Annotated in this window: 12 protein-coding genes; 7 read left to right on the forward strand and 5 right to left on the reverse strand. The window is 43.8% G+C overall.

All coding sequences use genetic code 11. From position 1 onward, the window contains the following. Positions 1-133 precede the first annotated feature (133 nt). Genes A3757_RS11290 through tsaA form a run of 5 tightly spaced genes read left to right on the forward strand, consistent with a single transcriptional unit; the run spans position 134 to position 3,102 of the window. Positions 134-1,003, forward strand: coding sequence for an A24 family peptidase (locus A3757_RS11290; protein WP_068512915.1), 870 nt, complete (start codon positions 134-136; stop codon positions 1,001-1,003). A 21-nt stretch (positions 1,004-1,024) separates the two neighbouring features. Continuing rightward, complete coding sequence (gene coaE, locus A3757_RS11295; protein ID WP_082865443.1) at positions 1,025-1,648, forward strand: dephospho-CoA kinase; 624 nt, start codon at positions 1,025-1,027, stop codon at positions 1,646-1,648. Continuing rightward, a complete protein-coding gene (yacG, locus tag A3757_RS11300; RefSeq protein WP_068512918.1) occupies positions 1,641-1,874 on the forward strand; it encodes a DNA gyrase inhibitor YacG in 234 nt (77 codons plus the stop codon). Before coaE ends, yacG begins: the two co-directional genes overlap by 8 nt. Positions 1,875-1,897: 23 nt before the next feature. Next, positions 1,898-2,341 carry an HIT family protein gene (locus tag A3757_RS11305; protein ID WP_068512922.1) on the forward strand — a complete coding sequence of 148 codons (444 nt, stop codon included), beginning with the start codon at positions 1,898-1,900 and terminating at the stop codon, positions 2,339-2,341. Between the two features lie 14 nt (positions 2,342-2,355). Then, positions 2,356-3,102: a tRNA (N6-threonylcarbamoyladenosine(37)-N6)-methyltransferase TrmO gene (tsaA, locus tag A3757_RS11310; RefSeq protein WP_068510987.1), complete on the forward strand. Its 747-nt coding sequence runs from the start codon at positions 2,356-2,358 to the stop codon at positions 3,100-3,102. On the opposite strand, the gene A3757_RS11315 is transcribed toward tsaA, so the two are convergent. From A3757_RS11315 to A3757_RS11325, 4 genes are all read right to left on the reverse strand, one after another. Beyond that, positions 3,099-4,535 (reverse strand): HDOD domain-containing protein, encoded by a 1,437-nt coding sequence (locus tag A3757_RS11315; RefSeq protein WP_068554731.1) that lies wholly within the window; start codon positions 4,533-4,535, stop codon positions 3,099-3,101. The genes tsaA and A3757_RS11315 overlap by 4 nt on opposite strands. A gap of 174 nt (positions 4,536-4,709) precedes the next feature. Next, positions 4,710-4,826, reverse strand: coding sequence for a cytochrome c oxidase subunit CcoM (gene ccoM / locus A3757_RS27930; RefSeq protein WP_304438928.1), 117 nt, complete (start codon positions 4,824-4,826; stop codon positions 4,710-4,712). Positions 4,827-4,996: 170 nt separating this feature from the next. Further along, a complete protein-coding gene (locus A3757_RS11320) occupies positions 4,997-6,319 on the reverse strand; it encodes an alginate export family protein (protein ID WP_068512929.1) in 1,323 nt (440 codons plus the stop codon). A 157-nt stretch (positions 6,320-6,476) separates the two neighbouring features. Further along, positions 6,477-8,225, reverse strand: coding sequence for an acetyl-CoA hydrolase/transferase C-terminal domain-containing protein (locus tag A3757_RS11325; protein ID WP_369819546.1), 1,749 nt, complete (start codon positions 8,223-8,225; stop codon positions 6,477-6,479). 631 nt (positions 8,226-8,856) lie between these two features. Here A3757_RS11325 and A3757_RS11330 point away from each other — a divergent pair. Together A3757_RS11330 and A3757_RS11335 are read left to right on the forward strand one after the other, a co-directional pair. Continuing rightward, complete coding sequence (locus tag A3757_RS11330; protein ID WP_068512934.1) at positions 8,857-9,246, forward strand: ribonucleotide reductase subunit alpha; 390 nt, start codon at positions 8,857-8,859, stop codon at positions 9,244-9,246. A gap of 223 nt (positions 9,247-9,469) precedes the next feature. Beyond that, on the forward strand, positions 9,470-10,513 hold the full coding sequence (locus A3757_RS11335; RefSeq protein WP_068512937.1) for a putative solute-binding protein: 1,044 nt from the start codon (positions 9,470-9,472) through the stop codon (positions 10,511-10,513). 18 nt (positions 10,514-10,531) lie between these two features. Here the strand turns inward: A3757_RS11335 and A3757_RS11340 are convergent, their stop codons facing one another. Further along, positions 10,532-11,431, reverse strand: coding sequence for a cation diffusion facilitator family transporter (locus A3757_RS11340; protein WP_231875617.1), 900 nt, complete (start codon positions 11,429-11,431; stop codon positions 10,532-10,534). Positions 11,432-11,471: the final 40 nt, after the last annotated feature.

The raw sequence follows: 11,471 nt of genomic DNA on the forward strand, positions 1-11,471 counted from the left end.
AGAGATATCCGTGCGGGCACCTTTCTCGTGCCCGCCTTATCTACTACTTAAGCCCGACTTAGGCTATGATTCCCCTCATTCGCAACTTCAAGCTGACAATAAATAACGATAAACGCCGCAACGGAACAATTTCATGCTCGCACTTTTCCAACACCTGAATGACAACCCTGCGTTCCTATACGCTTCAACACTTATTTTCGGTTTATTAGTCGGCAGCTTCTTGAATGTTGTCATTTTTAGGCTCCCTAAAATGCTTGAGCAAGATTGGGCACTTCAGTGCGCTGCATTTTTAGACCAGCCTGAACCAAAACAGGAAAAAATCACCCTATCGACCCCCAACTCGAGCTGCCCAAAGTGTCAGCATGCGATTAAGCCTTGGGAAAATATCCCTGTAATCAGCTATATCTTCTTGCAGGGGCGCTGTAGTCAGTGCAAAAACAAAATCTCGATCCGCTACCCTTTAGTTGAACTTGTCACAGCTTTACTTTCACTTGCCGCTATTTCCATCTATGGTGCAAGTTATGCTGGTCTTGCAGCACTTATCCTGACCTGGGTACTTGTGGCACTAACGATGATCGATGCCGACACACAACTTCTGCCAGATAACATGACGCTACCACTAATGTGGGGTGGTTTGATTCTCAACTACTACGAAACGTTTGTGCCCTTATCAAGCGCACTATGGGGCGCCATATTCGGCTACTTAAGCTTATGGCTAGTATTCCACGCCTTTAAGCTGCTAACAGGTAAGGAAGGCATGGGTTATGGTGACTTTAAACTTCTGGCAGCCTTAGGAGCCTGGTTTGGCTGGCAATCCCTGCCGATTATTATTTTGCTTTCTTCTGTTGTAGGCGCGGTGATTGGCATTTCCCTTATTATCATTAAGGGCCGGGATAAAAATATCCCGATCCCTTTCGGGCCTTATCTAGCCATTGCTGGCTGGATCTATATGATTTTTGGTGATGAGCTAGTTCGCTTTTGGCTCGGTAGCCTTCAAGCATAGCGCTGAATAGTGAGCATCATAGTGAATACTAATTCCAAAGCACAGCAGAAGCTTATTATTGGCTTAACCGGTGGTATCGGCAGCGGAAAAACTGCAGCGTCAGACGAATTCCAGGCATTGGGTATCTGTATTGTTGACGCCGATATTGTCGCCCGTGAAGTTGTTGAACCTGGCACTGCCGCACTCTCCAAAATTGCTACTCACTTCGGTACCGATATACTTACCAATACTGGTGAGCTTGATAGAGCAGCCTTGCGCCAAATTATATTTTCATCGAAAGATCAAAAACAATGGCTCGAAAGCTTACTGCACCCGATAATTCGAAGCGAAATCAAAAGGCAGTTAAACAGTGCAGACAGCCCTTATGTAATCCTCGTATCCCCTTTGCTTTTCGAGACCGATCAAGCTGAACTGGTATCACGAATATTACTTATCGATGTTCCTGTTGAACTCCAATTACAACGTGCAAGTGAAAGAGACCAAAATTCTACTGAACAAATTCAGAAAATTATTGATATGCAGCTCCCAAGAGATTATAAATTAGAGCGCGCAAATGATGTGATCAGTAATGACCGTGATTTAGCGAGCTTAAAACAAAATGTTCTTCGACAACACCAAGCCTATTTGGAGCTAGCAAGTGAGTAAGTCAAAAAGTAATGAGCTAAAGGTAAACTGCCCTACTTGTAAAAAAGATGTGGCCTGGAGTGATGACTCACCTTTTCGCCCCTTTTGCAGTGATCGCTGCCAGAAAATAGATTTAGGGGCATGGGCTGATGAGTCCTACACCATCCCTGTCGAAAATGCCGAAGAATGGAGCGGAGTTCAAAGCGAACAAATCTCAAACAGTGGCAACTCTCAGAACTTCCACTAACACGTTCATGGACGGAGCAAAAAATGAAGGACTGTATATTTTGCCAAATTATATCTGGGAATGAAGAAGCCAGTATTGTTTACGAGGATGAGCATTTTCTAGCTCTAATGGATGCCTACCCTCTTACTAAAGGACACTGCCTGGTCATTCCAAAACGGCATTATGAGCGTTTGGATGAACTCAATGCCAAAACGCGAGCCCAGCTATTTAATATCGGTAACAAAATTGTCGAAGCACAGAAAAAAGCAGGTTTAGGCATTCACGGCACTAACCTCTTGGTAAACGATGGCAAAGCGGCTAATCAGACTGTACCACATCTTCACCTCCACCTTATTCCCCGTGAGTCTGGCGACTGGCTGCGCGCAATTCCAAAAGTATTTCTTCATATTAGTGGCCTATTCGGTTTCAAAACACCGCGAACAATACTGGATGAGCACGCGCTTCAGATTAAACAATTTTATAAATAAGCCTCTAGCTGATAATGCCTGCACCTACTATCAACCCGAGAGAAGAAAGCTCAAACTCTCTTCAAGCGATAGGAGTATTGCATTCACCTTTTACTGAAAAGTTTGGTATTCCCCGGCAAGCTAACTTAATTACTTCAGCTTACGCTGAAATAGAACTTTATCCCCCTTATAACGACCCCGATGCATTTCACGGGCTTGAAGCGTTTTCTCATATTTGGCTAAGTTTCAGCTTTCACTTAAATGCTGATAAACCTTGGCGACCAATGATTCGGCCACCGCGCTTAGGTGGTAATAAAAAAATTGGGGTATTCGCGAGTCGTTCTCCCTTTCGACCGAATTCACTTGGGCAATCTTTGGTTGAACTACGGGAAGTTAGAATCCAAAACAATCAAGCAAGCTTGATCATCGCTTGCCCGGACATTCTGGATGGCACACCAATATTGGATATCAAACCCTATATTGATTATGCGGACGCTACCTCGGACTCGCGCTGCGGATTTGCAGAAGAACCACCAAAGCCAAGGCTAAAAGTAGTTTTAAACAAACCCTTTAAGGATAAAGCACAGCAATTATCGAGTTCGTACCCCGATGACCTATTGGCATTAATAGTCGAAGTTATTTCATATGATCCGCGGCCTGCATACAAACAAGATCAAGAAGATGAGAAGCTTTATAAGCTTAGACTATACGATTTGGATATTAGCTTCTCGGTAGAAGATGGTTTTGCGACAATAAGCGACATCGAGAAGCAATTGAGTTAGCGTGCTGCAAGAATTGTTAGCGCTTCTTTAGACTTATCTAAAAACCGATGAAAGCCTTCAAAATAACTTGTATTGAGCTCTCTCGAAGTCTGCCCCATATCCGCATAGATAAACCCGATTCGTTTACGGCCAGTGGCTAAAGGCGATATAAAAAACCTTTTCTGACCTGTAATACCTAGGTATTCGGGCGATATAAATTGCGTTATGTGCTGGTAGTCCGAGTTACCTATCCAGGCAGCCTGATCACGTTCAAACAGGTTAAACAAGAAACCCGAACGGCTTCTTTCATATCGAACAACAAACTTCTCTCGCCACTTCTCCGTGCTCTGCCCTGAAGCATATTTAACGACTACCCTCTGGTGCTCTTTATCAAATATTGCCAAGGCGACGCGCTCAAGGCCGATGCCTTTATGAAGCCCTTGCAAGCAAAGCTTAAACACCTCATTGATATTAAAATCACCCGCTAACAGCTTATCCAAACGCTCCAGTGCTTCAAGCTCTATTGCAGTATTTGGCTGTAAGCCTTCAGTTTCATTGTCGTATTTTTTCTCTAATTCCTTTGCTGCTCGAGTGCTGGTTGGAATATGCTCAACCAATACTTTCTTGCCGAAGGAAGCAACAGTCTCTGCCGTTTCATCTGCTGTTTTCTTGAGTGCGAACATTGCTTCTGCTTCACCGATATTTTTAAATTCTGCGACGCGCTGCGCAACCTCCTTAAACTCTGCTGAATCCCAGCCGAGTAAAGCAACACGACTTATCTCATCTCCTAATATAACCGCTTGAACACGCGGGTCCTCTTCTCCTGAGCCCGCTAGAACATCGTTAATCAGGCCTTCAATTCGCCACTGTTTGGTCAGTGTTTTTGCTAAACGAGTTAAGCTAACGCCCAGGAACTTCTCAGCACAGCGATTTTTTTCTTCAATTGAAGAGCTAGGTTCAATCTCACGCTTAAGCAAGCGTACCTCAGATTCGTGGCACCCCAAGACCAACAGCTCAGCCAAATGGCTCAACAAAGAGGCGACAAATACCTCTTCCTGCTCCGTATTATTCAGCTTTTCACAGAGCGCTTTTGCTTGGTTTGCGCCATGAAGCGAGCGGGCAAGCATTGCGACTAATAAGGGAGATGGGGAATCTTTCAGTACTGCTTCGAGTACTTTGATCGACAAACAAATTGAGCGAATATTCTTGAAACCAATATTGATAACCGCACGACTGACCGTTGTCACTGCAATATTACTAGGGTTGAAAGTTACTGCGTTAGCAACACGTATGATATTGGCAGTCAGGCTTACATCCTTAAGAATAACTTCTGCCAATTGGGCCCCAGAAGACTCATCAGAAGCCGTGACTTGGTCTAGCTCCTTAATTAAGGTTGAGAGAACAGCCGCCTCGCTTTTCTCGAGGGTACGCATCCAACCATGTAAACCTTTCATTCAATATTCCTAATTTGAGTTTAATACTCAGTCTAGCAAGGGATTCAGAAAAGAGTAGTGTTTGGAAGTGAGAGGGTATTTGAAAAAGCGTCTATGACGAAGCTCTTGAATAAGAGCGGGGAAACACAAACCAGATCAAGAGAATTATGACCTGGTTTTTTCAAGTAAAGCGAACTAACTTTTTTTAGATTTCTGAGCGTCTTTATAAGCAAAATAGCCAAAGCCACCTAGAAACACAACAGTACCCGCAACAACCAATAAACCCGCAATGATGGTCTCATCTATATACATAATAAAATCTCCTCTAGTTAATAAAGAAAATTTATCATGCTCTAGTGATTCAGCACATGACACACATCAATCGCTTGGCAACTATCCCTCAGCTAAGCCAAAGTTCCCCGAACTAAGCAGCAGCTTTTGTCTGTTGGGTTTTATTTCTTTGAGCAATGATAAACAAAGGCTTAGAAAGACAAGCCAGTTTGCAACCATATGCGACGAGTATCTTCGCCCAAGGCATCTGCATTATAGTCAGCATATTTAGCTGTAAAACTAAGCTCATGAAACTTGAGCTTTACCTCAGCTTGCAGCTCTGTGCCGATTGATGATTCAGCGCCAGGAGCCTTATCAAATTCATAGTCATGATGAGCTAGCCCGATAGAAAAATCATCTGAGCAGCGGTATGAAACACCAAATACTGTATCGATAATTCCACCTGTAACATTCCCCAAGGCTTGATCCACAGCTTGGCCGGTATAACCCTGGTATTCATGCATACTAGCTAAAGGAGTGACAAAGCTAGCACTGCCATCGGCACCAAGTCTTTCACGGGCGATTGTAAAGCCTCCACCCTGATAGCCCGCGACAAGCTGCATTCGACTATAGCTGGCTCTGTAATTAATAGGGTTCTGGCCCTTGTCACCCTGAGTAGCAAACTCAAACAAGTAGGAAATTGAGAAATCTTCCCCTTCGCGGTTTCCTGATGAGTCTGCGATGCCATTGTTGCCGCCAACCATACCCGAAAAATAGATACCAGAGGTTTGCGTTTCCCAGCGTCTGTCGCGCTTATGATCAGAAATAGTTAAGTGGTAAAGCGATAAGTCATTTAACAAGAAGCCATTGTAACTCAGATTAAACAATCGCGCTTTCAAGTCGGCATCAGTATCTTGCGAGTACTTCGCGTAAGGCTGCTCGACCCGATCAAAGTTTACATAGGTAAACTTTGTATAGTTCAGGCTTTGGTTTGTGACACTCAAGCCCGTAAATACTTGTTCGTTTTGATACCAACTATCGCTACCAATCATACGCCCAGCATCAAGCTCAAAAGCCTGTCGACCAAAAGTGAACGATGTATTGGCAATGTCATAATTAAGCCAAACTTCACTTACTCGAGTTTCATCCGGTTCCCCGATTAAAACATCATCGAGCTGCCCGTTTGTACTCGAATTGTAATTTTCATCATTTGGAATCGCCGCTAGATCATCAAACTGGATAAACCCCGAAAAAAGCATATAACGCTGCGTCTGATAGCTTAGGCGCGAGCGGAGTGTCAGCGCTTGAGCACCTTGCTCAGAGGGTTCTGATTGGCGTGCATCTTCGTAGCGAAGGCGAAAGTCTAACTCTGCAGTACCTTCAGAGAGTGCATCTGCTATCGAGCTAGCATCGGCTAATTTCTGGTCATCTACATATTCGTAGGCATATAAAGAAGAGGAAAATGTAGCAGTGCAAATAAGAAAAGCGCGAGCTAGCGAATGACAGTACTTACCTAACACTTTTTGCGAAGACATATAAAGCTCTCTTATTGTTATCAATATAATTGCTAAAACGAATTTAACAGCTTTTTAGTATTATTGTCACGCCTATCCAGCAGCCTTATATTTAAGAAATTGAGCATCATATAAAAAGCCCCCAATATTGGAGGCTTAATTGATATAAATAACCGAATTACATTGGTTTTAAATAACCGTTTTCTTCGAGTTCCAGAAGAATTAAGTGCTGAAGAATCTTATCTTTTGTTGAATCTGGATGGTCTAAGCTCAGACGCTCAAGAAAAGGACGCGCTTCGTCTGCATCAACTTTATGAACAAAGGAACGAATAACCGCTTTGATCATTTGTCGTGGGTGCGCCATTAAGGCCTTCAAATCCTTCAAGCTCTTACCGAGTGCAATTTCCTCATCGGTAAAATCAGAGCCAAGCGGAAACGGTGGGAATAAACCTTTCTCACGAGCAGACTTAAGAATCCCAGCTAACTTCTCAGGATAGTTTTCTTTGTATTCTGCTGGTAATGTAAAGCTCTCGCGAACCTTACCTTTCGACTTCATATCTTCTAGTAATTCTTGCTGGAAGCGAGAATCAGCAACCTTAATCAACTCAATCGCGATTTGCTCGTCGGTCTTGCCGCGCAAGTCGGCAATACCGTATTCCGTCACAATGATGTCTCTAAGGTGCCTTGGAATCGTGATATGGCCATAGTGTGGTGTAATGTTTGACTGCAGGTCTTTACCACTACCGCGTGTACTTCTAACGCACAATATTGATCTCGCATCAGGCAATGCATGAGCCATCGATACGAAGTTATATTGGCCACCTACACCACTCACAACCGTGCCATTTTCAAGGCCATCTGATACAACCGCACCACTTAGCGTCACCATCATGCCGGTGTTTATAAAACGAGCGTGCTTGCGCTGCGCAGATAGGAGCGGATGATTGTAGTCAAGCTGGTTGATATGACCGACACTCGACATACAGATCTTTTCATTTTCCTCTCGACTCATGTCGCGCAAAGCTTGATAAAAGTCTTGAGGCCCTAGATAGAAGCCACCATGCATATAGATACCACCCTTGAGGTTATCACCCAGGCATAGTTCACACACGGAGGCAAAGTTGGCTTGCTCTAACAAGTTAACCGAAAGTGTCGTTTCGCCTATTTTAAGACCATCCTCAGCCCACTGTACGGCATCAGAAAAAATGCCCCAGCGCTGCAGATAAATAAAGTCAGAATGAGTCAGCTGATGAGAAATAATCGACTCATTTAACAAGCACTCAAGTGTAGATGGTGAAACTGTTTCACCAATTTTCCCCTCATTAATCAAGCGCTGTAAATCAAGATCATCATAGACCTTACGCTTTACAATTCCGCTCTTGATTAGGTGCATGAAGCCGTTAACAAACATTTCACTGGAACCATACAAGCCTTTATCGAAGGCATCCACGCCACCATATTCGGAGATAAGTTTTTTATCGATATTCAGAGAGTCGACGACATGTTTATAGACGTCGTTATCGGTCTGGCGCAATTTGCATGCATAAACGATGGCATCACCTAATGAACCGATACCAATCTGCAATGTACCGCCATCTTTAATTAGAGTACTGGCATATAAGCCTGCCATATAGTCAGGGTTAGGAACCGACATATTTGGTGGCGCAAACAAACGAGTCTGATAGGCAGGACTATGAACCTGGAAGTCAAAATAATCATTCTCGACCATTGCACGGTTATACATAAACGGTAAATCGTCATGAACCTGAGCAATAGTGACGATCTTTTTCCCCTTCGCCCTCTCTTCTTCAATCAGAGGCATAATATCCAGGGTAACATCGGTATTACAGCTTAAGCTCAACTGTGGTCGGCCATCTATTTCTTTTTTAGCGACAATTTGTGCCAGCACATTGACGCCATTAATCATTAAGTCGCGCGATACAAAGGTATAGTTACTCGATACATAGTTTCGCTGCGCACTGGCAACGCTCTTCATAGCACCCGCTTTAAAGTAAAACTCCGAGACTTCGACATTCGGCGGCAAGGTGTTAGTCCTGACTGCCTTGGCATACTCTAACTCTTCGTAATCACCAAATAAGCGCTCGACAAATGGCACTAGAAACTTGGCTTCCATTTCACTTTTTGGTCTTGGCTTTTCTAGCGATAAAGCTGTAATGATCCGCAGATTAATACTCGGATCCTGCTGCGCCTTTCTGTAAAAAGCATTCGCCAACTGATTTGGTTTTCCCAAACCTAGAGGTAAACCCAAAACAATATTTTTACCAACCGTCTCTATCGTCCGCTCGACACAGCGTTCAACTTCACTAAATAATTCCATGAGTTCTCCAAACCTTTCTTGTTTTTTATATCCAGTACGAATTCGTCTACAGTAACAACACTTGAGCGCGCTAATCATGACATAAGTCAAACACTCACAAAAAATTATCAAGGGCTCCGACAAAAGCTCTGCCTTACGCTTCAAAAGCAATTGACGCTAATCATTTATTCTCTTGGCGAGAGTGGTTATGATGACGCCACATTAACATAAGGACCACACAATGATTTCTACCTTTAGTGAGCTTCTCACAGCCGCCCAAGAGCAAGACCAACCTCAACGCTTACTTTTTTTATTCGCCAAAGCCGAAGGTGAAGCAGGCAAAAAAAAAGGTGAACAGGAAGGCTCATTATCGCCTGTAATGTGCGTGGACAAGCTACCAGAAGAAATTGAGTCATTTGCTGCCTTGTCAGAAGAAGCAGACTCTATTTCAGATGAGTGGGACTTCATGTTTGTTGCTGGTTTGGCAGGACAAGACGGCGAAGCGCCGAGCCCTGATGATGCAGAACCTTACTTAAACCAAATGGCCAACAACCTGGATTCGGGGCAGGACTTGTCTCAATACGTGATATTTGACCGTAAAGAAAACCCGGTACTCATTCAGCCAGCTTAGTGCTTTCGTCACCAACAGAGCCACTCGCTAAAGCCAAAGCGCTCTAGCGAGTACTTCGACCTTTAGCTCCCCATACACCAATTAGCGTACCCTAATTCTAAGATCGCCCTATTGCTTGTCTCATAATAAGAAACTGTTCATGTTATTTATGATGACAGATAAGAAGCGGCCCGATAAGATAGATAAATCAAACAAAAACAAACTCATATAGAAGCCTGTATTCATGGATGTGATCACTCGACTAAACGTTTTCGTTGTAAGCATACTTTTTACCCTTGCTGTTCAGGCAAGCGAACCTTATAGCCCGCCAGGTAAGGAAAAAGTAGATCTTGTTCCTATCTTCATGTGTGTCTGGGACCCAATAGGTAAAGCGGGGCCGGTCGGACAAATTATGAAAGAAGCGACCATTCAAGCTTATAAGTGGGGCGTTGACCTTACTTTCGAAGTCTTCAGCGACGAACGCATAGCGATTGATGAGTTCAAACTTGGACGTTGCGATGCGGTGAATATGCTTGGCTTCAGAGCGCGTGAGTTTAACTCTTTTACTGGCAGTTTAGGCGCAATTGGCGCAATCCCAAGTTACAAGCATCTTGGCATTATTATCAAAAGCCTAAGCTCTCCTAAGGCGGCTCACCTAATGCGCATAGGAGAATTTGAAGTGCTCGGCATTGGCCCTGCTGGTGCAATATTTATGTTTACGCGCGACCGTAGCATTTTGCTTCCCAAAGACTTTGCTGGCAAACGCATGGCCGTTCTCGATGATGTTCCCGAATCTGAATACCTGTCACAAAAGCACGGTATTACACCCGTTAATTCAACCATTTTTAACTCAATCCTCAAGTTTAACAACGGTACGGTTGACCTGACTGCAGCGCCGGCAATTGTTTACGAGCCCTTCGAAATGCATAAAGGCTTAGAACCTGACGGTGGCATCTATAAAGACCCTTTCCTGTATATCACCATGCAGGTTATCGCACGTTGGGAAAAGTTCCCCGAAGGCTTTATTCAGAAGGCTCGGCTAAAAGCGGTTGAGGAATACTCAAAGTTTGTTAAGTTCCTTACGGACCCAGAAGCAACTATCCCCGAACACTATTGGATAGATATCCCCGAACATCTATACGATTACTGGGTGGAAGATTTTAGAGAGAGCCGTTTGGAGTTAGGTCGTCGCGGTATCTACGACCAAAAGACGCTTAAACTAATGAGGAAGGTCCGCTGCAAACTCGACCCTCAAGCGGCTGAATGCTCAGCAAGCAACCGCGAATAGAGAGCTAAGTATTTGACGCTAATCCCCTACATTCGCTATCGCTGTATGGGGGTCTTGGTGGATGATTATATCGGATTGCGGAAAAAACTCTTTTATCTTGTCATGTACCTCGTCAGCGAGGTCATGTGCAGCGAGTAATGTCATATTCCCATCCATTACAAGATGGAACTGAATGAATTTCGTCTGACCAGACTGACGTGTTCTTAGATCATGAATCTCTATGACGTTTTCATGTTCACAAGCCAAGCTTTCTATCTGATTAATTTCCTCATCAGGGAGTTCCCGGTCAAGCAACAACTGAATGGCTTCATAGCCGATTTCTATTGCACATTTTAGAATGTACAAGCCTATTAGTAAGGCAATAATAGGGTCTGAATACAACCAGCCCATATAATAAAGGGCCAAGCCTAACAAAATTCCAGCATTAGTTACTAAGTCTGCTGAATAGTGAAGAGAATCAGCCTTGACAGCAATCGAATTGGTTTTTCTAACGACATAACGCTGGTAAGCAACCAATACCAAAGTTAATGCCATCGAGAAGAGCATCACCCATGTGCCAATTTCAGGTGACTCGATCAGTTCAGGGTTAAAAATCCGCTCCACTGTATACATCAATAGAAATATCGCCGAGCTGCCAATAAATATTGCTTGCCCTAAGCCCGCTAGTGATTCAGCCTTACCATGCCCAAAACGATGCTCCTCATCCGCGGGCTCCAAGGCATAACGCACCGCAAACATATTGATTAGCGAAGCAGCCAAATCCAGTAACGAGTCTACTAGTGCGGCTAGCACCCCCATTGAACCCGTTACAATCCAAGCATATATTTTTAATATTAGTAAGGTAAATGCAACAGCGACAGAAGCCCTGGTTGCCCAAATAATAAGTTGTTCCGATTTTGTCCGCATAGTAATGTTCACTAAGATCTCTTAACAAAAGAATAGAGCTCCTATTTTACGG

Source organism: Oleiphilus sp. HI0117 (assembly GCF_001635235.1).

Bases quoted from the DNA above. Each gene is read 5' to 3' on its own strand.
- A3757_RS11315 (WP_068554731.1), bottom strand. From the start codon at position 4,535: ATGAAAGGTTTACATGGTTGGATGCGTACCCTCGAGAAAAGCGAGGCG.
- ccoM (WP_304438928.1), bottom strand. From the start codon at position 4,826: ATGTATATAGATGAGACCATCATTGCGGGTTTATTGGTTGTTGCGGGT.
- A3757_RS11320 (WP_068512929.1), bottom strand. From the start codon at position 6,319: ATGTCTTCGCAAAAAGTGTTAGGTAAGTACTGTCATTCGCTAGCTCGC.
- A3757_RS11290 (WP_068512915.1), top strand. From the start codon at position 134: ATGCTCGCACTTTTCCAACACCTGAATGACAACCCTGCGTTCCTATAC.
- tsaA (WP_068510987.1), top strand. From the start codon at position 2,356: ATGCCTGCACCTACTATCAACCCGAGAGAAGAAAGCTCAAACTCTCTT.
- A3757_RS11305 (WP_068512922.1), top strand. From the start codon at position 1,898: ATGAAGGACTGTATATTTTGCCAAATTATATCTGGGAATGAAGAAGCC.
- A3757_RS11325 (WP_369819546.1), bottom strand. From the start codon at position 8,225: ATGATTAATGGCGTCAATGTGCTGGCACAAATTGTCGCTAAAAAAGAA.
- A3757_RS11335 (WP_068512937.1), top strand. From the start codon at position 9,470: ATGGATGTGATCACTCGACTAAACGTTTTCGTTGTAAGCATACTTTTT.
- A3757_RS11330 (WP_068512934.1), top strand. From the start codon at position 8,857: ATGATTTCTACCTTTAGTGAGCTTCTCACAGCCGCCCAAGAGCAAGAC.